This window comes from Deefgea salmonis (assembly GCF_020531905.1).
In the GTDB taxonomy this organism is placed as follows: domain Bacteria; phylum Pseudomonadota; class Gammaproteobacteria; order Burkholderiales; family Chitinibacteraceae; genus Deefgea; species Deefgea salmonis.
Window position 1 is genome coordinate 65937 of the sequence record NZ_JAJAWG010000007.1, and the last position, 22731, is coordinate 88667.

Consider the following 22731-nt stretch of genomic DNA (forward strand, 5'->3'; position numbering starts at 1 on the left):
AGTTCGTCATGAATGACCCTAGAGTAACGCAGTTATTGCATGATCTGGCTTTGGCCGATGGCGACATACTGGCGATTGTTGAGGCCACCAGAGCGCTGATTTATTCGCACGTGCCAACGGCCAGCGAGCGTGTGATGTATGGCGGTTTGATGTTTGGCGATGCCAGCGATTTTTGCGGGGTGTTTGCGTATAAAAATCACGTTTCGCTCGAGTTTGGCCGTGGTTGTGATTTGCAAGACGTCGCAGGCGTGCTCGAAGGCGGTGGCAAATTTCGTCGGCATATCAAATTGATGCAGGTGGCTGATTTAGAGGCCAAATCGGTGGCGCAATATATTGTGCAGGCCCATGCGCTGTAACGAATTGGCAGGATGGCACAAGCAAGACCCGCCCGAAGCCGTTATACTGGCCTCACTTTAATCAAGGAGAAGGCATGATGAATGCAAAAATCAAACGTCTGACTAAACGCCAACAAAAACGCTATTTATTGCGTGAAGCCGAAAAAGTATTGTGCAATTTGCTGATGAGCCCAACAGCGCCAAGCAATGTGCAAATTGAAGCCGCAGTTTCAGCGCGTTACAACGAGATTTTTAAATCGGCGTAAGCGCCATTGAATTGCCAATCAACCCCGTAGCGTGCTGCGGGGTTTTTTTATGTGGCGGGAATGTGGATTTGTTGTCTTGGCAAAGCCTCACAACAGGCGTAAGTTAAAGAGCGTTTCGTCACTTGGGATTTAAAGATGCTTAATCCATTCGCCACTGAAACAGTGACATTTGAAACCCCGATCGCCATGCTGATTGCTTGCCATGATCGCGTTCGCCAATATGCCGCGCTGACTGAAACCTTGGCGCTGCATCTGCAGCAGCAAGGTGCTGACGCGGCCGCTGTGGCTGGCGCGCAGTCAATTTTGCGTTATTTTGATATCGCTGCGCCGCTGCATCATCAAGATGAAGATGAGGATTTATTTCCGGCATTGTTGGAGCATGCGTCACCCACATTGCGCGCAGACATTGAGCAAGTCATGGCGGAGCACGCAGAACTCGCTCAGCTGTGGCATCAAGTTCGCCAAGCTTTATTGGCGGTGATTGCCGGGGATGCCAGCCGCTTGAATTTGGCGCTGGCGCAGTCGTTTGCCAAGCTGTATCCAGCGCATGCCGCTAAAGAAGAAATCGCCATTTACCCAGTGGCAGCGCAATTACTCGACGCCAATTGCTTGGCGCAATTGGGTAAAAATATGGCCGCACGGCGAACCGATGCAGCCCGTAGTGCGTGAATGGCACGTGGCGAGGTGTACTTCGCCACGCTGTTGTTTAGGCGCGCAAGCGGCGGCTAAATAAGTCGAGCGCCAGTTGATTACCTAAGCCGGCTAGTTGTGGGTCATAACGCTCGCCTTCGTCGCGCATAAAGGCGTGTGGGCCGTTAAATTCATGCCAAGTAAAGGTTTTATCCGCCGCCACCAAACCTTGGTAAACGCGGGCGCGACCTGCCGCTGGAATATGCGGGTCTTGCTTGCCCCAAATCATTAATAATTCACCGCTGATTTCTGCTAGCCTGTCCATGCTGTGTTGGCCAGCTTGATTCGGAATCACATGCGTATGCAAATCAGTAGCGTAAAAACACGCGGTGGCTTTGATCTCAGGCTGTAGCGCGGCGCGAAATGCTAAATGGCCGCCAATACAAAATCCCATCGCACCAAATAAACCGTTATTCCACGGCTGGGTTTTCGCCCAAGCAATCAGTGCGGCATTGTCCGAATCATAGCCTTCGATCGACTTGGCCATTTTGTCGGCATTGCCTTTATCGCGACCGGCATCGTCATACGCCAATACGGTGCCAATGGGGTTGAGCTCGTGAAATACTTCGGGCACCAATACGTTGTAACCATAGCCAGCAATCAAACGCGCAGCGCGTTCAATCGGGCCGGTTTGCTGAAAAATCTCGGAATAAAACAAAATCGTAGGGTATTGCCGGCCATCGCTTGGCTGGTGTAGGTAGGTACGCATTACCCCTGTTGGCGTTGCTAGGTCGTGGCTGGTGCTTTGAATGATCATCGTGCTGGTCCTCAAATTGATTGGCGGTGGTTGTGCGTCATTACTTTAGTCCAGCCAGTGACAGTATGCTGGCTGTAAGTAGGCGTTGGCTTTAGCCTGCAAAAAACGCCCCGAAGGGCGTTAGTTTATTTAGTTAGTTTTTCCAGCGCTTCGCGGTATTTGGCGGCCGTTTTTTCGGCCACTTCTTTGGGTAGTGCTGGTGCTGGTGGGGTTTTGTCCCAACCGGTGGTTTCTAGCCAGTCGCGAACGAATTGTTTATCGTAGCTCGGTGGGTTGCTGCCCGGCTGGTATTGGTCTGCAGGCCAGAATCGGCTTGAGTCAGGGGTCAATGCCTCGTCCATTAGGCATAAGGTGCCGTTTTCATCGAGGCCAAATTCAAATTTAGTGTCCCCAATGATAATGCCACGCGTAGCAGCGTATTCGCTGGCGGTTTTGTACAGCAAAATCGCGGTGGCGCTCACCTTTGCGGCGAGTTCCGCGCCTAAGATTTCTTCGCAGCGGGCGTAGCTGATGTTTTCGTCGTGATCACCCAATTCGGCTTTCGTCGATGGGGTGAAGATCGGTTCTGGTAATTTATCGGCTTCGCGTAAACCGGCAGGTAAAGGGATACCACAGATGGTATTGCTCTGCTGGTATTCTTTCCAGCCGCTGCCAGCGATATACCCACGTACAATAGCTTCAACTGGGACCGGCTTGAGGCGTTTACACACCACGGCGCGGCCAATCACTTGCGGTAGATCTTCGGCCGAAACGACGTCTTCGGGTTGATCTCCAGTGAAATGGCTAGGCACCACGTCTTTGAGTTTTTCAAACCAAAAATTAGAAATTGCAGTCAGAATTTTGCCTTTTTCTGGAATCGGTTCGGCCAAAATAACGTCGAATGCCGACAGGCGATCGGTGGCGATCATTAACATGCGTTGGTCGTCGATTTCGTACAGGTCACGCACTTTGCCAGAATAGATTTTTTTCAGGCTAGTGAGGTTGGTCGTAGTAAGGCCGGACATACAGATCTCCAGAAGCAGCGATGCCTTGGTCGTTAGCGGACCAAGATTCAGAAATTGAGGCCGCTATTTTGCCTGAATTAGTGCTGCTCTGCATGACTGCGCAGTGTTCTTTCTGGGCTCGCCTCGATTTCGCCGAGGTTTTTTTCTAGGCGAAAAACTTTCGCGCCTTCTGCGCGATGATCTAAACGCGTTTCCCAACCGGCGATGGTAAAACCCAGACGCTGATAAAACGCCAGTCCAATCGGATTGCTTTCAAAGCAGATTGTGGCCAAGGAGTGCGACTGATAGCGCTCTTTAGCAATGGTTTGCAAGGCGCTGATCAAAAAATGCGCCACACCACTGCGGCGGTGATCGGGATGCACGATGAAATGCCCAATCCATGCTTTTTGTGCGCGCGGATTATACAAATTGGCAAAGCCAACCACGCGGTTTTGATCGCAAACGACAAAGCTTTCTTCATGACTGGCTAAGTGTTCGACCAATTGCAGCGTTTCGGCGGGCCATGCCGCGCGTGGAAAAACATAGCGTAATTCTTCGGCTGATCGAGCCCATGATACGACAAAGAGTAGGTCGTCCAGTGCTGCGCGGCGAAAGGTGTATGGAGTCGATTCAGGCATCATTTACACCATGGCAACGAAAGAATGGATTGATGTTAACTGATGCTTATCAGTGTAACGAAATTTTCTACTTAGATACGCTGAAGGTGTTGCTTGAGTGTTTCGCGAAGCGGTCGTGGTGGCCAGTTGTTCGACACATTGCGGCGCGGCCAGCGAAGTTGCTGCGCGATTGAGCTGATGTTGATATTCAGCTCAATCGCGCTAGGGTTTGTTGACGTTTGCTGTGCCAGCGCGGCAGAAAACCAAACGTCATCAGACCCTCATTACAAGGTTTCTTTAATCGCGTTAGCTTGCTCGAGTGCCGCATCCGCGCTGGCTGCTAGGACGTTAAAGTGGCCCATTTTGCGCCCCGGTCGCGCGAGCTTTTTACCGTAAAGATGCAGCTTGGTATTGGGCGCGGTCATCAGGATTTCCCAATTGGGTTCGCTGCCATCGTCTTGCCATGCATCACCCAATAAATTGACCATTACCGCAGGGCTCAGGAGATCGGTTTTACCGGGGTACAAACCACACATCGCCCGAACTTGCTGCTCAAACTGGGTGGTTAGCGTCGCGTTAAGGGTGTAATGGCCCGAGTTGTGTGGGCGCGGGGCCATTTCATTAATGACTAATTGCTCGTTGTCGAGCACAAAAAACTCCACCGCCATCACGCCAATGTAATCGAGTTTTTCGGCCAATTGCATCGCCATGCTTCTGGCGCGTTCAGCCAAAGCGGGGCTCACCCGTGCAGGAACGATGGAGACATCTAAAATGCCATTGACGTGTTCGTTTTCGGCGACCGGAAAACAGGCGATTTCACCGGCTCGAGTGCGCGTCACAATCGCAGAGATTTCGCGGTGCAGCGACAGCATTTTTTCCAGCACGCACGGTTGGTGTTTCATTTCCGCATGCGCAAAGCGAACGTCATCCAAGGTTTTAACGCGGATTTGTCCTTTGCCGTCGTAGCCTAAGCGTGCGGTTTTTAAAATGCCGGGTAAGTAAGCGCTTAAATCAGTATCTAAACAGCCGGCGTTTTTCACTGCTAAAAATGGTGCAACGTCTAAGCCGGCATCACGGATAAAGGTTTTTTCGGCAATCCGATCTTGGGCAATCGCCAAGCAATCGCCGCTGGGTGATACCGGAATCCCTTGGCTTGCCAGCCAACGCATAGAATCGGCGTTGACGTTTTCAAATTCGGTGGTAATGGCCGCGCAATGGCTGGCCATATATTGCAAAGCGGCCGGATCGGTAAAAGATTGGCACAAATGAACATCGGCAAAGTCGGCCGCAGGCGCGTGCGAATCGGGATCGAGCACGGTTACGCCATAGCCCATGTTTTTTGCCGCGTTGGCAAACATCCGCCCGAGTTGACCGCCGCCTAAAATGCCGAGCATTGCGGGGGGTAGAATTACTTTACTGGCCATCTTTATTATTCCTTGTATTCATTCGGTGCTTTGCGGCTTGATGCGATTTATAACCGTAGGCACCCATACCGTATATGACGCCACCCAGCATGCTGAATGGCATATCATTCAATACCCCTGCCATAAAACTAGTTTGGCCGCTTGCATAGCGCAGAGCAGCCAAAATTAAACAGCATGGGCCGCCCCAGAGTAGGCAGCCTCTAAATAACACCCAGTACCAAAATGAGCGCACTGGTGTGGGTTGTGTGCTGGATTTCATTCTACCTCAGGGCGGATGCGCTGATTTGTATTGTAGGTTGATTGCGATGCGCATTGTACGGGTGACCGCGTATTTTACCTCAAGCTGCGGTGTTACGAGCACGTTTGAATCGGTAGTCGCGCAAATTGCGCTCGACGCAGCGCGCTGCGCTTAGAAGGCGTCTTGGTCATGCAAAAGGAGATTTACATTGCATTCTGGCGACAGACTGGACTAGCCAAATCTTGTCGCCAGAATGGATCTTGCTGTAACTACTGCGTTACTCGACGCTAGGCAATTGCATATCAAGGACGGTTTGTTTTTGTGCTTCGCGGAACGCATTGAGTTTGGCGGCTAATTCGGTGTTGCCATTGGCGAGCATGGCAATGGCAAATAAAGCGGCATTGGCCGCACCCGCTTCACCAATGGCAAACGTGGCCACTGGAATCCCTTTGGGCATTTGCACGATGGAAAGTAAAGAATCTTCACCGCGCAAGTATTTAGAAGGCACGGGCACACCCAGTACCGGCAAGATGGTTTTGGCGGCCAACATGCCCGGCAAATGCGCGGCACCACCGGCTCCGGCAATAATGCAGGCTAAGCCACGTTCTGCCGCGGTTTCGGCATAAGAAAATAGCAGGTCAGGCGTGCGATGTGCTGATACCACGCGACATTCAAATTCGATACCAAACGCTTGCAGCTGTTTGGCCGCGTGCTGCATGACATCCCAATCGCTATTGCTACCCATTACTACACCGACTTGGATCATGGCGGCTTACCCTTTGTGCAAAGCACGCGATTTTACCGAAAAAAGACGTAAGATTGATAGTTATCTTGCCGTGGCTTGGGTTTTTTAGGCAAAAGCAAGACACCTTACGTATTAGTGTTGACTAATATTGCTGTAGCTAGCATGCTGATCGCGATGCTATTGCATTGTTTCCATCCTATGTTTTTTTGCGCGCCAAATCGCCCGATTTGGCGTTTTTTTTTGGCTAGGGATTGATGCTAATCGGTACGTAATCAATATATTCGCCAGACTCAACCTTCTGTTTGCCATAGACATGCGTCCAGAAATAAACGCCTTGCTGCACGCCGGTGGCGGTGGCGGTGAGTGGCAGGCCAACTTGGCCGTCGCCAAAAATGCGTGAACAAGTGCCTGCGCCTGGGTAGCTGTGACAGAGCTGGTAATTGAGACGGCTGCTGGCGTTATTGCTATTACGCATTTGTCGATTTTGAATATTGCTCGAGGTTTGTGATGGGCCCGCAGTAATTTGCAGGGGCACGCCTTTGGGGCAAGTAATCCAAAATGCTTGTTGAACCGAAATTCCGGCTTCGTTAACTGCAGGTTCATAGCCGCCCAAATCGCCAGTGGGCAGTGAAATATGACAGCTGGCGGCGATGCTAACGCCATTCAGTCCGCAAAAAATCAAGCCGAGTATTGAGTGCTTCATGGCAATTCCTTGCAAATGCTTGGGGGGATTTCATTCACAATGGCCTGACTTTGCGGTACTTCCAGCGTTCCGGTACAGCGCTCGGTATGAAATGAGTAGATTCCGGGCGCTAAATCTTCGGTATAAAAGTAGCCATCCAAGGCGGTTTGCAGGTCGATCGTGTGGTTTGCATTGCGAATAGTGACGCGTTGATTGGCGAGTGCTTGACCATTTGGCTGTTGTAATTGGCCACTCACTGCCGCAATGATTCGAGCAGGAAACACCACTTTTTGGGCGTTAAAATTGCCACTTAAAATGTCTTTTCTTAGTTGCGGCAGACTGTAATGCAACGGTATTTCAGCTTGATCGACGCTGATTTGATGCCAGCCATTGTTGGCCAAATCGGGTAAAAAAGCGATGCCTTGCGTGTTCGTCATGCCGATTGGGCTACCATTTTTTAAAACGGGTACGCCGGGGATATCGGCCAATTGGGCGATGGCAAAACTTTGGTTGATTGGGCGCGTAAATCCATAGTATCCCTCGCTATAAGCGAGCGCGCTTGACCATGAAATTTGTCCATTATTCACGTGCTGATTTAAACGATTGCTTTGCAGTAAGGACAACTCGAATTGGCCTTGTGCGTGCTTGCTTTGCAGCCAAGCGCTGTAGTCGGTGCCTTGTTCTTGCTGTTGCACGCCAAGGTTATAGCCCCAGCCTTGGCCGAGTGGGGCGCTTTGATTTAAGTTACTGCTGTTTAATGTTTGCCCATCTTGGTAGCGACTACTCATGTATAAACTGCCGCCTTGATCAAAACTCCATGACAGGGTGAGAAAACCACTGATTTTTCGCTGTTTGGCAGCATGCTGTGATTGCAATTGAGCATTGATGGCCAGTGAGCGTATAGGAGAAATGGCATAGCCGATTTGGTAGCGGGTAAAGGTTTGTTGCTCGTTTTGTCCCATCTGCCGACCGATATTCAGGCTGATATTGCCAAATACAGGCTGGCCCCAGCTAATGCCAATATCACTGGACCAATCGGGTGCGCTCAGCTCAGTAAAGAGATCATTTTTAGGTAAAAAATAAGGTGTTTGTCGCCGCGCATTTGCTGAGATGCTGAATGCTTGATTAACAAAGCGGTATTGTAAAACTTGGGCTGAGCCGCCGCTCTGCTCTGCATGCTTGGCCCATGAGGCGGCACTGCCTAGTGTGCCATAGGTGCCTAGACCGATATTGGCCAGCAGGCCTATGCGGTGCTGATCGCTTTGGCCGCTTGCTTGCCCGCCGAGGGTGAGCCAATCGGTGAACCCAAAGCGTTGGTAGCCGGAATAAGTGAGACCTTGGTAATCATTAAAACTGCCGTTTTGCCGCGCGACGCCGACATTGTAATTAAATTCGCTCAGGCCGGCTTTGAGTAAAGAGTCATCAAAATAATACGGCGTGCGATAGCGCTGCGTATGACCACTGCTGTCGCGGATGACGATTTCTACATCTTGTAAGCCGGTGTAGTAGCTAAGGTCATTAAAGTTGTAGACGCCCGGTTGTAGGTTTTGGCTCGAAATCTGTTGACCATTGAGGTAAATATCAGCGGTTGATGGCTGGGTGACTGGGGCTTGGAATTGAGCGCTAGGGCTGGCGTTAAAATTGGGTTGCATGGCAAACACCCGCGCAACGCCAATCCCGGCCATGGCTTGGCTCTGACCTAATGGCCCTGTTGTGGGGATAAGATCACCAACGCTCAAGCGCAACATGGATTGCGGCACGTCGTAAGTGAGTAAGGTATTGATACGCCGCCATTCTGATTGATCTGGCTGGTGGTTATAGCTTTGTTCGCTGCGAAAATTAACATAACCGCGATTGATATTGAGGGTTGGATTGAATTGAAAATCCACACCTTGCGTTTGGCTTTGTTTTCGCAGCGACAGTTGGTAATTCAGATACCACGATAAAGCCGTTGGGGCGGCATATAGCTGGCTAGGATCGTGGCTGAGCATAATTTCTGTTTCGCCAAAATAGCGTGCGTCTGCAGTGAGCTCAAGGCTTAATTGCGCCGGATCGAATCGGCTATGTAGGCCTTTTAGCGAACTAATTGCATAGTAATTCTCACCTTCAAACCAGATTGCATTCTGGGTATCTTCTTCTAGGCCATGCAGCGCGCTGCCTGCAATCCAATACTCATCATTATCGTAGAGCGCAGGTACATCACCTTGCGCGACCCCGTTGAGCGTTAGCGCCACGACCAGTGGATCGGCAGCCAGAGCTGGGCTGATCAGGGCAAGAAAAAATAAAGTGTTTAAGATTTGCACGCGCGAAGAGGGATGTTTAACGATTGTTCAATATTGGAATGATCGGTTTCAATTTTAATATTTTGCGCTTGATCGCTGCAGGCATTGGCCGGCAAAGGCAGTTGGTATTGCCGAGTTGCGCCGGGCAGTAGATACCAATTATCAAATTGTTGGATGGCCGCACCTTGTGTGCCGATTTGAATGTGGCGCAATTTTTGCGTCACATTACCGGTATTGCTGAGGGTGAAATTGAGTGTGTGTTGCTCGACGTGCATCGGGCTGGCTTCGAGGCCGATGTGCTGCTGCTTAGCGTCAATAAAAATCGGCACGCCAAAACTCACCACCATCGCCACATTGCCACTTTGTGCTGAGTCGGCTGCGCTACTGGGCTGCTCATTAAAATACAAGCGATACGCTGACTCTTGTTCTTGGCTGGCGGATTTACGCGCAATACGCACCACTTGTTTTTGCTGCGGTTGCAGTTCAAATTGGCGCGGGAAATAAATTAAATCTTGCTGGGCTTCGAGATACGCATCATTAGCCGCGGCATCCTGCGTCCAGCGTTTAAGCACCAAGGCAATGCGTAATGGCGTATTGCCATTATTGCTGACGGTAATCGCTTGGCTTTTAGTCTGGTTGGTGAAATCGAGCCGAATCGGGCTAATCGAAAACTCACCGGCAGAAAGTATGGTGCTGGTCAGGGCGATAACTAGAGTCAGAATCCATTGCATTATTTCTACTTCATTAGAAAATTATAATTATAGAGTATAGGTGGTCATTTTCTGATCAGCATCCTCTCTTGATAGCAAGGTGCAAGAGAGGACAACCACGCTATTTATGGATTAAGCGTTAAGGTCACAGTATCGGTGTAGTTGTTTGCAACAGGTGCGTCCTCTAATGCCGCTTCAGCAATGGTTGCAGTTAAAACAACGTTAATAGCTGTATTTTTTCCTGTACCTGTTCCGGTGGCTTTATCATCTAAAACTAAAGAGTAAGGGATTTTGTTGCCGCCCGAGACTAAGTTCTTTTGTGTATCGATGGGATTGCTACCATTATTGGTCGTCAGCGTATAGCTCGTGCCGTTACTGCACCAAAATTGAGCGATTCCAGTTTTGTTGGCAGGCGCTGTGCCAGCTTGTAAACTGCCAAAATCAATTGTAATTGGGCTTGCGTCAGCAAAGGCACAAGTGCCAACGACGTTGGCATTGATAATAACGTCTTTGGTCGCTGCAAAACTGGTGCTGCTCAATAGTACGAGTGCAATCGCAAGGCTTTGAGTTAGTTTTTTATTCATGGCTAATTCCGTTTAAATATATAAATCGATTTAAGATGAATCTTATAGATCTAAATATTTTATAAGAATTTTTTGCCAAAAGCTTTGTAAAAATACCATTATTAACAACGACTTATTGCTTTTTTATACGTATTTTTTATTTCTTGCAGATATAAATTAAGCACGTAAGTATTTTTAATTTAAATGCAAAGTTAAATATTGTGGGTGTTTTTTTTTATGGGTTAATTGTAAGAATTACGACATCATTGTAATGACCAATTGGTTTACTTTGATAATCGATTTCTTTGACGGTCGCAGTGAGTGCAACGTTGATATTCTGTCCGTTTCCCGTGCCTGTAGCAGGGCTTACGCTGAGTCCGTAGGGCAGCCATGCAGCTTGAGTCGCATGTTTCATTCGCCGTTGTGAGTTAATGGCATAAAGCCCTTCATTTAACTGCAGCTTAAAAGGCGTGCCATTCACACAATTAATTTGTGTACTGGCATTGATGCTTCTATTGCCGTGGGCTAAATCGCCAAAATCCATATTGATGGCATTGCTATTGATGAATTTACATGCGGATTCAACAAAAATACGAACTCGCATACTACCGCCAGATGAGGCGAGGCTGGGCATGCTGAGTGTCAGCGCCAAGCCCAGTGCAGCTAAAAATCGTAGGTTGTATTGGGCCATGATGCAGTTTTGTCCTGATAGATTCTAGTTGTCATTGCTTGTGCTGATCGGCAGCTCAGTTTGATCTTGGGCGGCATTTGCTCGCTCGCGCTTTGCCATTGAGTTTGGCATTGTCCAACGACGTTGACTCGCAAAATCAGCTCTTTGGCCATGCTCGGGCTCAGGTAGCAAAGTAGGCTTAAGCAATACAAAGGCGCGTGGCGGGGCATGGTTCAATACAGAATGTGGTGAGTGAGTGTATAGGCCCCATAAATGCTGGGTTTAATGTTAATGGAAATCTACTTGTATACCTTCTTGTGTACCTAAAACTAAATCCGTGCCCCATATTAGACCAGTTTTGAACAAACCGCGCCAAGGTGGCAGGCAGAGGAATGACCGCGATTCATTTTGAAGCATCGCCAATATTTGATAGGTTGGCCCTATCCACCCCCCAAACGCAGCACGTTATTGACTACGGCGCTTCGCCAGCGGATTGCAGCCACATACCCCTAACTAAATGGTGTAAACCAGTCAACTTGTAAACTAACTTTCATAGGCCACGCCTAGCAAAACAGCGGGGCTCGCATTACCCGTAGTCAACCAACCCTAGACAGTACCTTTTGTGTCAACTGACCTGCATACCATATGGGGGTATATTTTCGCCATGCTCTTGGAGGGAATCAGGTCATTTCTTGCTGATATTGCCTCACAACCAAGTGATACGACGTGATCACACGCCGGACTCCTTTTTTTTATAACAGCAGGCTGAACCTCATCAGCACGCTAATAATTCAGACCCCCCCCTTATGAAAAACACGCCGCGAAAATGTAACGCTAAGCTACCGGTTCTGAATTCTTAGGCGCTAGACTTTTGATACCCCCACCCTCAGGCAATCAGACCACAATCAGACCACCGACCCCTAGTCGGACTGGGTACAACGGGTACACGCTAGGGTATACGTTCGACTTTAAAAAAGTAATATATAGGGTGTGGGTCTGGTGTGTACCGTAATACCACTTGCTAGTACGTGCCACTGTGTCAGGGGTGGGGTGGTACATAAAACGATGTACCCAGTGTGCCCAGTGTGCCCACGCTTGCAAGTTGTTGATCTGTATAGGGTATTTCCTTTGTTGCGTGGGTGCACGTCCTTAATCGATCGTGTACCCAGTGTACCCACTTGGACGAATCGACCACGACCACAGGCCGCATTGTTGCAAGGTTTTGGGTTTTGGCGGGCTATATCAAGGGATTAAACAGGCAAAAACAGGGCAATTTTAGCGTTTGAAAACGTGCTTTTTTGTACCGTTTTGCACACTAAAAAGCGCCGGTGCTTTGATACCACTAGCTTTTACTAGGGCAGCGCCTAACACCTTGCCAGCCATGCCTACAGCAGTACAACAGCAGTCAAAACCGAGCGCGATAGAGCGCCCATGCTGTGCCTTGGGGCGCGATTTAGACAGACGCAGGCCATCGGCACATGATGCAGCACCAGAAATACGGCGCAAAAAAAGCCACTCGAAAGCGGCTTAGTATAGGTGGGCAAGCAAGGAGGCAATCAGCCTTGATCATCAGCGCCCAGCGGTTTAGGCACTAGCTCAGATAGTCGCAAGGTAGCGCCGTGGAACAGGTCGCGGGCATCGTCATGCGCCCCCGCCGCAATTTTGCCAAACGGAATATAGAGGGCTTGCTTAGACCGATCATCAATCACATGCACCCAGTGCAAATCAGGCCGCACTAATTGCCAGAACTCAAACGAATCAGTCAGTGGAATATCGTAAATTTGCGCCGTTGAGAGTATTACCTTCATAAAACCCTTATCACCCGTAGCAAACTGTGACTTTATATTGCGGCGCTCATCCGGTGGACAATGCAACGCCGTTGCCACTTGCTCGACAATCTCCTGCCATAACGCCCACGCTTGCCGCGACTCACTGGGCAACACAAACGCATTGCCCACCGCGTCACGCTTCACCTTTGCGGCGTTATCGCTTAGTGCTGGCTTTATTTCCATCACTGACTCAGGCTGATAGGCCGCATCATTGCTGGGCGTACTGGGCGCAAAAAAAGCCGCAAACGCGGCCTCTTTTTCTGCGACAGCACCAGCGCCCACGGTTACGTCATGACTAGCAAGGGAAGTGCTTTTATTCATCATACGCCCCCATCAATGCCGCAGCGTTGAGTACATACATGCGTACCTTTGTGCGACCACTGCTAGGGATGCGCCCCGACCATTGCGGCTTGCCTTTGCTATCCGGTCGCAAAATACCACGATCAAGCAAAACCTTATTGGCGCGTTTTAAATCTACGCCAGCTAAAACGTCATTGCTCCATGAATTTGGAAACACATAAAAGTCCGTGTCGGAAAGCTTTACCGCTGTATCGCCATCAGGGTGTAATTCAATCGTTTTGCGAAAGCCACACCGCGCCAAAGTCTTGGCTGATTTTTCATCGAAGGTGGTATTTTCTTCATCATTCCAGCCATGAAACCGCGCCATGCCGTGCTGTTCAAAGAAGTGCTGTACTTGCTTGATGATCTGCATATCTTCACCATCGCCAGCACCGCCACGGCCTCGCAACCAATCGGCATACATCCACTTAGCCGCAGTCCAAGCGCTACCCGTTTCCCACCCAGTTAGGCCATAACTGGTTGCCAGTTCACCTGCAAAGCCGCACAGGGCGAAATACTGGGCAACATGGCTGGCTTGACCAGAAGCGCCAGCGGGTACAGCTTCCCGCTTGAACTTATCCATAGCATCATGGATTAAACCCTTAAATGCCGAACGATCAGCCGCCGCCAGCTTATTCAAATAGTCGCGGCCAATCATTCCGTGGTGCTCGTTAGCCGTTAGCGCCATGCTTTTGCACATGGCCGACGCATCACTGAAGCCGTGCAAATCATCAAACGCGCCGCTTTTACGATCTGCCGACAGCTCAATAAAACGCACCTCTTGGCCTGCATTCACCTTGCCGCCGCCGCGCTTAATCACATTGGATAAAGCTTCTTCACCATTCGACAGAATGAAGCAGCCCCAGCGCGTTAAATCACGTAAACCACCCGTATCTTTACCGCGCCCTTTGCCCTTGCCCTGTGACAGCGCATACACCGCTTTACTAATGCCGCGTTCCTCAGCTTGGCTAATCTCATCAATTAACAGTGGCAAGTGATTGAACGCCGCCGTGGTGTACTCCAATGCGGTCGCGGTGTTATTCCACGTTTGGCGGTAATCGTTCGGTTTGCCGTAAATCGAAGCCGCCATATCGCAAATGGTGGACTTGCCTTTTTTCGACGCGCCCACGAAGTGAAACCCGCCTGTATCAATGCTTGACCATGCAATTAGCGGCGCGGCAAAGCCAGCTCCAAGCGTCAACATCAGTAGCGGATTTCCCACCGCGTAGCGGCTCACACCATCGCGCCACGCCGCCGCAGCACCAGCGGCCATCACCGGCACTTTCAATGAACCGTCATAGATTAGCCATTCGCCAGCATCACCAATCACTTCAGCAGGCAGGACAAATGCACTTGTTTCTTGATACCACCCTGTACGTGCCACTAGCCGCGCCCTTGGTGCATTCAGCCCCGCTTGCAGGTATTGCAGCAGTAGGCGCTTACTGGCCATTGCATAGCTGAATACATAACCCGACTTGGATAAGTAGCTATCAAGTACCGCCGTCGATTGATCTGAGCTTATTTTTTCCCGTGGAATGGTTAATTCCTTGATATTGCCATCCATGTTCTTAAACCGAACCCGAACCGCGAACTCGGATTCCTCAATATCACGCACTTGCGCCACGATCTCTAAAAAATCACCCAGCCATTTATCGCCGCCGTCCGTGCCGTCCTCGCTGGCATCCTCGACAAACCACACGCCTTTATCATTCAGCTTGAACTTGCCACCGCTCACCTTAGCCGCAGCGCGTTTTCTAGGCGCTTTAGCGGGTTTTGCTGGTGCTGCTTTCTCCTCTGCGTCTGGTGTCGCTTCCGCGCCAACAGCAGGCACAGAATCAGGGTTTTTTAATCGATCTAAATCGGTACTCATTCCACACCACCGATTGCAATTGAGATTGAAACCATTATTTTTTATCCTTTCCCGTTAGCACGTCCAACCAATCCACACCAGGTATCGAGGGGAATAAAACCCGCACCGTCCGACCTTCATCGATCAGTCGTTCAGCCAATTGATTGGCGGCCTTCTGGCCTGTGCCGTTTTCGTCATTGTCAGCAAAAATCACCACATCACGCACCAACTCAGGCAGCACCAGCGAAGCAATGCCAAATGCCGACACGCCAGCCCACACAGGCAAACCGTTTGCCGCATGGACAGCTAAAGCGGTTTCGATACCCTCAGCCACCGCCATACGTTCAGCAGCAGGAAAAAGCCGAATCGCCGCGCCTTTGGCATCGCCTGACTTAGCCGACCATTTTTTGACATTAGGTACATCAGCCTTATGGCCGTTGGCTTTGAGGTGGGTTTTATGCAGCGCGATCGTTAAACCTTCAGGCGATTGAACAGCCGCAACCATCGCGGGAAAATCGCCCAGCTTGATGAGTTTGCCGCAAGGCTTATCCCAGTACGGCACAGCGGCGTTAAAACGCAGTGTTTTGGGGTATTCATTCAGTGACAGGCCACGGTGTCGCAAATACAGCGCCACGGTGCAGCCGTTGCTTATCAGGTGACTGGCTGACCACAGCGCAAAGTTTTCGGCCTTGGCTTTTTCCCATGCCCGTCGCTGTTCGGTCAGCTCACGCGCTTGGCGTTCAGCAATGGCCGCAGCATCAGGGGCAACCGCCAACACCGCGGCGCCGCCTAGATAATCGGCCACAAAGCGCACCGATCCGATAAAGTCGGTTTGTCGATACGCCGCCAATAAACCGAAGCCGTCCGACCCATCAGGGGTGCATTGATTGCAAATAAAGCAGCCGCGCCCCTCTTTGTCGGTAAAGCGAAAGCGGTCTTTGCCACCGCACACAGGGCAAGCGCTATGCTTTTTAGTGAGGAATTCAGTGCTAATACCAGCGGCAAGCAGGATTGCAAGCCAGTTATCACGCGCTAGTTCTTTGATTTTGGGGATATCGAGACGCTCGCTCATAGATAAGTGACTTGAACGTGGGCAATGGGATCCTGACTCATTGCGGCCAGATGCACTAATTCGGCCTTGGTGTAGGGAGTATTGCGATGTGGGGCAATTGGTAGGATGACCCACTGGCCAGCAACCAGCACCAGCGATGTTGTAACCAGAAAACGGCTAATTTGTGGGGTTAAATTGCTGTTTTTATGAGTTTTAGATTGAGCAGCACCGCCGCCCATGATTGAAATGGTCGTCATTTTAGGAAACTCCGGTAATTAGCGTTTAGATGGGGCTGGGCAAGGTGGGCGGCTTTTTATGCTGACCGTGCTTCGGGTGAAGCGGCTCATTAATGATAATGAGGCTGCACGGCGGCTAGAGAATGCCCGTTCTTGTATGGCTGAATTGCGGGAAGGTTTACGCATTTTTATTTAACCCCTTAGCGTCGATCACATCCACCACAGCGCTGAGGTATTCCAAGGCTGCAAGGCTGTAATACTCGCAATCCTTGAGACGGAAACCGTCTTGTAACATCACCAAGGCCAAGCGTAGCGCGGCCTCTGCCGTGGTGGTCATACCTTCTGGTTGGGCGATGGTGCTGTTGTCACGGGCATTGGTTAAGGCGTAGCTGATTGCGACTTCTTGTGATAAATCGAATAGGGGCTTATTTAACACGATTTACACTCCCAATGACGTGAACCAGCACCAGCGCCGCCAGCGATAGAGCGACAACGGCTATAGGGGTATTGCGCTCAATGGCAAGCGTAGTAATGGCAACAAGGGAATAGGTAAAGAAAGTACGGGCGTGTTTTGGCATGGTGAATGCTCCTGAACAGATTAAATTTATCTGCCTCTCAACGCCAATTGAGGTGGGCAGACGTAGCAAAGTAGTTGGCGTAAGAGTGTTCAGGAACCTCTCGCATCCGAAGATGCCCACTAAGCTACGCCCACCCATTGAGGACGCACCTATGGTAATGACGGCAAAAAAAATACCCCAAGACGGGGCTGCCGCCTGAACAATCCGAACGCCAATTCGGGCTAAGCTATTGAACTCAGTACGGCCAATATAATCAGCCACGCCCAGCACGTCAAGCGAGAAGCGCAAGAAAGATTTAATCATGCGGTCTTACTTCCTGTTGTGGATCCAAAAAAGGGGCGATTAAGTCAGCCAAAATCAGCGCCGCAGCCAGTACCGCAATACTTGCTGGCTGATTCGCTGCAAGTAGTTGGGCATGTTGCAATGCCGCCCGAGCTATTGGCTCTGTTGCTTGTAAATTGGGGAAGCGGTTAAGCAGGTCTTTGGCTGTCATGATTAAGCCGCTCGAACCAGCATTGAGGCCGCGCTGTCGTTGCACTGACAGTTGGTTTTAAATGCGTCAAACCGAGCTTTTAACGTGTTATCACTCAGTGGCTTGGATTCAGTACCAAATTTATTTAAAACCGCACTAGCGGCGCTTTCATCATTACGAAACCGATGTTTTATTCGGTTGAAATAATTCACCTTGTTAGAAAGATATCGAGCCTCATTGAGCGACATATTAAAAGGGTTTTGGCTGGCAATTGCCCATGCTGAAATAGTCATTTCACACCCCGCGCCGTGATACGAGACTGAATAAAATTTTCGACTTCAATTTCGACCCATGCCCGCGATTTTCCCCCAAGGTCTACCGCCGAAGGGAATGGGTCTTTAGGGTCTTTCATTTTTTGGTATAGCCACGTCTTAGAAACTGATAGGCGACGAAGTACCTCAGGCAGTCGAATCAGCACCAGCGGCGCTACAGGCTGGTGCTTTACGGGTGTTGCAACTGAGGCTTGAACAGCAGCAGGCAAGGGAAGGACTTTCGCTTTAGCGAGCATTATTTTGCCTCGCTGGGGTCGTGACGGGTCGTGCTCTTGGCGGCGTAGGCTTTAACGTCTGAACGCAAATAAAGCACCTTGCCGTTTTGCTTGAGGTAGGCGCACCCAGTACCGCGACTACGTTCACGCGCCAAGGTGCTTTCTTTTTTATTGAGGATTAGCGCAGCTTGCGCTGGGGTCAATTTTTCGTTTGAGTCGTGCATTTCATCGCCTTTACGGTGGAGGATGGCAGCGTATTGCTGCTCTGATGAAATGCAGTTTGATTGAATTAATGACGTGTGTAAGGGGCAGAGTTTGGATTAAAAAACCCTGAAAAAAACAGGGTAAATCCATCAAGAATTTACCCTGTTTTTTTACTGCTCGTTTTTGATTTGTGTCGGATTATCTAAGCGAAACGCGGCACCCTACTTGACGCGCCAAGGCACACGCCAAGGGGTAATTAAATATTTTTTCGTGCCATTCCCTTAATAATTTCACCCGATCATTCGCCCCGATATCTAGTTCGTTCGGAAACAAGGCAGACACCAAGGTATCATCTGTAATTTTCTTGCCCTCTAGCTTTGCCCAGTAGCTTAAATCAAAATAAGCGAGTAATTGATATCGCTGCCATTTCGCAAAATCAGTATCGGTAAACGATTTTACAGGCGCTTTGTAAATGTGTGTTTTACGCCATTCGTTAAGCCAATCCTTAAAACCTTGAATCAGTTGCCCATCGCTTGCCTCTTGGTCAATGCTGATAAAACTTGCATCACCATAAGGCTCTATTAAATAACGACTAGATTCCATTTGTTTTCTTTTGGTCGATTCATACAATTGCTGATTACCAAGAATTCCAATATTACTAATCTCCCAATTGGTGAGCGTAGTCGCTTCAAAATGTTGATTGATCTCATCTTTATTTTTTGCACCCAAATAAGCCCCATACATTTCACGGCGTGTAGCGGACTGAACGGGCAATTCTCTATCGGGGTAGATAAAGCCCCCGCCAAATAAAAGATGAAAATCTACATGCGTTGTAGATTCCATTAATTCGCGCTCAATTTCGGTTACGCCTTGATTAGTTTCACCACTGAATTTTTCTATAAGCCGTGCAGATAGAGCATCATTTGCTAGGGTGTACAGCCACCAAAAAGCGCCGTCAGGGTCTTGGCCATCACCATGCTCACGCAATTTATTTAAACGGCCAGATATAGCCACAGCCCAATCGACAGCATTAAATTGAGCGACAGGTAAATAAGCATCCAGAGAAAACCAATGCGGCAATTCTCCAACACTATTAATTTTAGTTTTTTGTCTACGCATGATTGCCCGTCCTTCAACAAGCAGCCTTCAATGGAGAGCAAGCCCAGCGGGTGAAGGTTTCCCGTTTTCGTCTGGCCGGACTAGAGCTTGCCGCATGATTCTATCGCAGAGTCAGCGCATCAGGGTGAACGGCCTAGGCAGGCAAGGAAGGGCTTTTGATTTATTGAGCGTGGGTTGCTTGAGCGATAGTGAAGGGTATAAGCTGAAAGCATCACACCAAAATGGATTGCGCCGCCATGTTGCCAATATGGGCTTGTATCTTGCTGGCCTTGTTGTTTTTGTTACGCGGTCACGCTATCGCTGGATTAGTGGCAAAAATCGTTTTTGCATTTTTGCTGGTGCTGCTCTTTCAAGTTGCGCCCCTCATCGCCGCCGCTGTGTGCGTGCTGGCGATCATCTGGGCGGTTCGGCATTCCGTTCAATCACTACGAGAATGATTACAGTGCGTACTTACGCAATATTTCTGGCGTGTCATTGGCAATTCTAAGCAAGGTTTGCGCCGCTTTGGATGGATTGCGCCGTCCATGCTCCCACGCTTGCAATGTCCCTACCGATACGCCCAGCAACGCCGAAAATGCCGCTTGAGATAACCCTGTTTTGGCGCGTGCTGCCACTACGGGTGGCAAAGGGACAGCAAAGGTTTCTCCCGCCAGCATTTGCCGTACAGATTCTTCCAATTCGGCGGCAATATCGCGGCCTGCTTCAAACGCGGTTAACTCAGCGTCGGTAAGTAGTTTCAATGGCATCTTTCAACTCCTTTAGTTTATGGGCGGCAATGGCTTCGGTTTCGCTTTTAGCGTACAGAAACAGCAGCACGGTTTGGCCGCTAGCTAGTCGGTTGAAGTAAATCACGCGAACGCCGCCCGATTTACCCGAGCCTTGACGCTGCCAGCGTATTTTGCGACAGCCGCCCGATTCTTTGACGACATCGCCAGCCTCAGGGTGTTCGGCAAGGTGGGCGGCAAATGCGCCGCGCTCTTCCTCAGTCCAGTAATAAGGCCAAAGCCTTTGAAATACAGCGGTTTCAATAATCGTTTGCATGTCACCACTATACAACAATGTTGCACAGACCCACAAGTGCGGCCAATTCCCTTACTTACAACTTCAATCATTCGCTTTTAGGTGTATTTTATACGACCGTTTACGATACGTTTTTGCGCCTACGGTTTTGTTGGGTTTGAGCGTATCTATAAAATAGGGTTTGACTTTAAATACATAGTAGATATAAAATACATCTATTCGATACAGTCAAACAGCGAGAAAACACCATGAGCCGCACTTTTGCCTATTGCCGCGTTTCAACTACCGATCAAACAACCGACAATCAAGTGCTGGCCATTCAAGAGGCAGGCCACGCTGTTACGAAGTCGCGCACGATCACCGAGCAAATCAGCGGCAAGGTGTGTGCCATGCAACGGCCTGAATTTATCAAGCTAGTGGAAAAGCTAGAGGCCGACGACAAACTGGTGGTTGTGAAGCTTGATCGATTAGGTCGCGATACTTCGGACGTACTGTCCACTTTGGCTCTACTTAAAGCCAAGGGCGTGCAAGTAATCTGTCTTGCACTGGGTAGCCTTGATCTAAACAGCGCAGCGGGAACAATGACACTCACAGTGCTGGCAGCGGTCGCACAGTTTGAGCGTGACTTGTTGGTAGAGCGTACCCAAGCAGGACTTGAACGCGCCAAGGCAGAAGGCAAAACACTAGGCCGCCCGACGATCTACGACGAGGCCAAGGCCGCAGAGATTCGGGAAGCTATCGCCAATGGCATGAGCTTGCGAAATGCAGCAAAAGCGCACGGCGTGTCACTGGGAACAGTGCAAAGAATTATGGCGGCTTAAGCTGGTGCTGCAATAGATTGTTTTCAAGCTTAGAAAACAAGTGGTATTAAAGCTGTCGTTTATTCTGGTTGATTTTACCGCGAAAAAACGTGTATTTTTGCCACTAAAAACGCCTGATTTTAACTACGTTTTACTACATTTCTTTGCTGTAAAAATCCAATTTCTAGCATTTATGCGGCATAAGGTGTACCCACTTGTGCTAAGTGGGCACACTGGGTACACGACCAAATCAAGACGTGTACCCGCTTAAACTTCTAAATTACCTATTAAATTCAATTGCTTGTGAAGATGGGTACATTGGGCACACTGGGTACATCAAAAAAAACAGATACCCACCCCCTTGTACACTCCCTGATATCTACTAAGTGGTATTATCATGCCGCACTAAATAGCGGTATTACCTGAGCACCATCAATCTGAGCCTGAACGAAATCAGCCCACGCTTGCATGATGGTTTTACGCTGTTCTGAATATTCGGCCTTGTTGTATACACCCTTAATGCCGACTATCTTATGCGCCAACGCTTTCTCGATTGCATCCGATGGGTAGCCCATTTCATGAAGGTGGGTAGAGGCCGTCCGTCTAAAGTCATGCAGCACAAAATGCTGTATATCCATACCCATCGCCCGTACCGCTTGATTGAGTGTTGAGCTTGATATGGGGGTATCACTGGAGCCGCGAGTAGTGGGGAATACCCATTCAGACTGGCAGGATAGGGCTTTCAATTCGGTCAATATGGCGATTGCTTGCCGCGATAGGTATACCCGATGGGGGCGCTCTTTCTTCATTCGTTCAGACGGTATATCCCAAACGCCCTCACTTAAATCAAATTCAGACCATCGGGTTTCTGTGAGTTCGGTTTTGCGTACCATAGTCAGTATCAACAGGTGCAAGGCCAGCTTGAGCGCACGGCGCATATCGGACGTATAGACCGCTCGCATTACTTCCCCGATCTCTTGTGGGGATAGAACACGATCACGACTGGATTGGGTCGCTACAAAGCGCGCCACAACCGCCGCCGCTGGGTTGGCCGTCACCATTTGCCGCGCTATGGCGTAATCAAACATGCGCTTCAACACATTGCGCGACTGTAGCGCCATTTGTGGCGAACCCCGAGCCTTAATGCGATCACACATACCCAGTACATCCGAAGGCGTTACCTCTACTAGCGGCATACCACCCAGCCACGGCAAAACGTCCTTGTCCATTACGCGCCGCAACATGGTTTGATATTGGCGGGATTTGCCTTCTAGCTGCTCTGATAACCAAGACTCAGCGAACGTAGCCACGGTATTACGCTTTTCTTCTTTGCCAGCGGCTACAAATCGCTTGGGCGATTCGCCACGTGCCACCAGCTTAGACCATTCGTCACGCTTGGCACGTGCATCAATAAGGGGAATATCAGGATAAGCGCCAATGGTTAGCAAGGGCTGACGCTTGCCATGCAGGGTGTAGCGATATCGCCAAACCTTAGAACCGCTTGTCATGACTTCAAGCACGAGGCCGCCCGTGTCTGTCACCAGGTAGCGTTTGTCTGTTGGCTTTAGTGCTTTAATCGCTGTATCAGTAAGGGCTTTCGTTGCGCGTGGCATTGTGTATGTCCTGTGTACCGTCATTGCTGAAATGTGTACCGAAAATAGGGGGTTTAAAGCCTATTTTTAACCAGTAGCATCAAGTAGATGCAGTGCCAGACAATAAACGGCT

At 49.7% G+C, this 22731-nt stretch carries 28 protein-coding genes; 5 read left to right on the forward strand and 23 right to left on the reverse strand.

The features are described from left to right. The first annotated feature begins 8 nt into the window (after positions 1-8). The 3 genes from LG219_RS11245 (at position 9) to LG219_RS11255 (ending at position 1270) form a co-directional block, all read left to right on the forward strand. Positions 9-356, forward strand: a complete 348-nt coding sequence (locus tag LG219_RS11245) for a DUF1801 domain-containing protein (RefSeq protein WP_226764586.1) — start codon at positions 9-11, stop codon at positions 354-356. 74 nt (positions 357-430) lie between these two features. Then, on the forward strand, positions 431-601 hold the full coding sequence (locus LG219_RS11250) for a hypothetical protein (RefSeq protein WP_173533010.1): 171 nt from the start codon (positions 431-433) through the stop codon (positions 599-601). 135 nt (positions 602-736) lie between these two features. Next, the gene (locus tag LG219_RS11255; RefSeq protein WP_226764587.1) at positions 737-1270 is read left to right on the forward strand and encodes a hemerythrin domain-containing protein; all 534 of its coding nucleotides are present in this window, start codon (positions 737-739) and stop codon (positions 1268-1270) included. Between the two features lie 37 nt (positions 1271-1307). On the opposite strand, the gene LG219_RS11260 is transcribed toward LG219_RS11255, so the two are convergent. The 20 genes from LG219_RS11260 to LG219_RS11355 form a co-directional block, all read right to left on the reverse strand. Beyond that, on the reverse strand, positions 1308-2048 hold the full coding sequence (locus tag LG219_RS11260; RefSeq protein ID WP_182076210.1) for a dienelactone hydrolase family protein: 741 nt from the start codon (positions 2046-2048) through the stop codon (positions 1308-1310). A 125-nt stretch (positions 2049-2173) separates the two neighbouring features. Next, positions 2174-3052, reverse strand: coding sequence for a phosphoribosylaminoimidazolesuccinocarboxamide synthase (locus tag LG219_RS11265; protein ID WP_226764588.1), 879 nt, complete (start codon positions 3050-3052; stop codon positions 2174-2176). 77 nt (positions 3053-3129) lie between these two features. Next, positions 3130-3669 (reverse strand): GNAT family N-acetyltransferase, encoded by a 540-nt coding sequence (locus LG219_RS11270; RefSeq protein WP_226764589.1) that lies wholly within the window; start codon positions 3667-3669, stop codon positions 3130-3132. Positions 3670-3932: 263 nt separating this feature from the next. Further along, on the reverse strand, positions 3933-5072 hold the full coding sequence (locus tag LG219_RS11275) for a 5-(carboxyamino)imidazole ribonucleotide synthase (protein ID WP_226764590.1): 1140 nt from the start codon (positions 5070-5072) through the stop codon (positions 3933-3935). Between the two features lie 515 nt (positions 5073-5587). Then, the gene (gene purE / locus LG219_RS11280) at positions 5588-6076 is read right to left on the reverse strand and encodes a 5-(carboxyamino)imidazole ribonucleotide mutase (RefSeq protein ID WP_226764591.1); all 489 of its coding nucleotides are present in this window, start codon (positions 6074-6076) and stop codon (positions 5588-5590) included. Positions 6077-6299: 223 nt separating this feature from the next. Next, positions 6300-6758: a spore coat protein U domain-containing protein gene (locus LG219_RS11285; protein WP_226764592.1), complete on the reverse strand. Its 459-nt coding sequence runs from the start codon at positions 6756-6758 to the stop codon at positions 6300-6302. Further along, a complete protein-coding gene (locus LG219_RS11290) occupies positions 6755-9040 on the reverse strand; it encodes a fimbria/pilus outer membrane usher protein (protein ID WP_226764593.1) in 2286 nt (761 codons plus the stop codon). Before LG219_RS11290 ends, LG219_RS11285 begins: the two co-directional genes overlap by 4 nt. After that, positions 9028-9750 (reverse strand): fimbrial biogenesis chaperone, encoded by a 723-nt coding sequence (locus tag LG219_RS11295; RefSeq protein WP_226764594.1) that lies wholly within the window; start codon positions 9748-9750, stop codon positions 9028-9030. Before LG219_RS11295 ends, LG219_RS11290 begins: the two co-directional genes overlap by 13 nt. Before the next feature lie 104 nt (positions 9751-9854). Further along, positions 9855-10313, reverse strand: a complete 459-nt coding sequence (locus tag LG219_RS11300) for a spore coat protein U domain-containing protein (protein WP_226764595.1) — start codon at positions 10311-10313, stop codon at positions 9855-9857. Positions 10314-10527: 214 nt separating this feature from the next. Further along, the gene (locus tag LG219_RS11305) at positions 10528-10983 is read right to left on the reverse strand and encodes a spore coat protein U domain-containing protein (protein WP_226764596.1); all 456 of its coding nucleotides are present in this window, start codon (positions 10981-10983) and stop codon (positions 10528-10530) included. 1535 nt (positions 10984-12518) lie between these two features. Further along, complete coding sequence (locus LG219_RS11310; protein WP_226764597.1) at positions 12519-13112, reverse strand: hypothetical protein; 594 nt, start codon at positions 13110-13112, stop codon at positions 12519-12521. Then, the gene (locus tag LG219_RS11315; RefSeq protein ID WP_226764598.1) at positions 13105-15000 is read right to left on the reverse strand and encodes a DUF927 domain-containing protein; all 1896 of its coding nucleotides are present in this window, start codon (positions 14998-15000) and stop codon (positions 13105-13107) included. Before LG219_RS11315 ends, LG219_RS11310 begins: the two co-directional genes overlap by 8 nt. Positions 15001-15034: 34 nt before the next feature. Beyond that, on the reverse strand, positions 15035-16051 hold the full coding sequence (locus LG219_RS11320) for a toprim domain-containing protein (RefSeq protein WP_226764599.1): 1017 nt from the start codon (positions 16049-16051) through the stop codon (positions 15035-15037). Then, entirely contained in the window at positions 16048-16287 is a 240-nt protein-coding gene (locus LG219_RS11325) for a hypothetical protein (protein ID WP_226764600.1), read from the reverse strand. Before LG219_RS11325 ends, LG219_RS11320 begins: the two co-directional genes overlap by 4 nt. Before the next feature lie 157 nt (positions 16288-16444). Beyond that, positions 16445-16702, reverse strand: a complete 258-nt coding sequence (locus LG219_RS11330; protein WP_226764601.1) for a hypothetical protein — start codon at positions 16700-16702, stop codon at positions 16445-16447. Then, positions 16692-17147, reverse strand: coding sequence for a hypothetical protein (locus LG219_RS11335; RefSeq protein WP_226764602.1), 456 nt, complete (start codon positions 17145-17147; stop codon positions 16692-16694). The genes LG219_RS11330 and LG219_RS11335 overlap by 11 nt, the downstream gene beginning before the upstream one ends. Further along, positions 17140-17337 carry a hypothetical protein gene (locus tag LG219_RS11340; RefSeq protein WP_226764603.1) on the reverse strand — a complete coding sequence of 66 codons (198 nt, stop codon included), beginning with the start codon at positions 17335-17337 and terminating at the stop codon, positions 17140-17142. Before LG219_RS11340 ends, LG219_RS11335 begins: the two co-directional genes overlap by 8 nt. 268 nt (positions 17338-17605) lie before the next feature. After that, the gene (locus LG219_RS11345; protein ID WP_226764604.1) at positions 17606-17884 is read right to left on the reverse strand and encodes a helix-turn-helix transcriptional regulator; all 279 of its coding nucleotides are present in this window, start codon (positions 17882-17884) and stop codon (positions 17606-17608) included. After that, complete coding sequence (locus LG219_RS11350) at positions 17884-18087, reverse strand: helix-turn-helix domain-containing protein (protein WP_226764605.1); 204 nt, start codon at positions 18085-18087, stop codon at positions 17884-17886. Before LG219_RS11350 ends, LG219_RS11345 begins: the two co-directional genes overlap by 1 nt. A gap of 178 nt (positions 18088-18265) precedes the next feature. Then, positions 18266-19186 (reverse strand): DUF6387 family protein, encoded by a 921-nt coding sequence (locus LG219_RS11355; protein ID WP_226764606.1) that lies wholly within the window; start codon positions 19184-19186, stop codon positions 18266-18268. Between the two features lie 260 nt (positions 19187-19446). On the opposite strand from LG219_RS11355, the gene LG219_RS11360 reads away from it, so the two are divergent. After that, positions 19447-19623: a hypothetical protein gene (locus LG219_RS11360; protein ID WP_226764607.1), complete on the forward strand. Its 177-nt coding sequence runs from the start codon at positions 19447-19449 to the stop codon at positions 19621-19623. On the opposite strand, the gene LG219_RS11365 is transcribed toward LG219_RS11360, so the two are convergent. Together LG219_RS11365 and LG219_RS11370 are read right to left on the reverse strand one after the other, a co-directional pair. Further along, entirely contained in the window at positions 19624-19932 is a 309-nt protein-coding gene (locus LG219_RS11365) for a helix-turn-helix domain-containing protein (protein ID WP_226764608.1), read from the reverse strand. Further along, complete coding sequence (locus tag LG219_RS11370) at positions 19904-20227, reverse strand: type II toxin-antitoxin system RelE/ParE family toxin (RefSeq protein ID WP_226764609.1); 324 nt, start codon at positions 20225-20227, stop codon at positions 19904-19906. Before LG219_RS11370 ends, LG219_RS11365 begins: the two co-directional genes overlap by 29 nt. Before the next feature lie 227 nt (positions 20228-20454). Between LG219_RS11370 and LG219_RS11375 the strand changes: the two genes are divergently transcribed. Further along, positions 20455-21027: a recombinase family protein gene (locus LG219_RS11375; protein ID WP_226764610.1), complete on the forward strand. Its 573-nt coding sequence runs from the start codon at positions 20455-20457 to the stop codon at positions 21025-21027. Positions 21028-21401: 374 nt separating this feature from the next. Here the strand turns inward: LG219_RS11375 and LG219_RS11380 are convergent, their stop codons facing one another. Continuing rightward, a complete protein-coding gene (locus LG219_RS11380) occupies positions 21402-22619 on the reverse strand; it encodes a tyrosine-type recombinase/integrase (RefSeq protein WP_226764611.1) in 1218 nt (405 codons plus the stop codon). Positions 22620-22731: the final 112 nt, after the last annotated feature.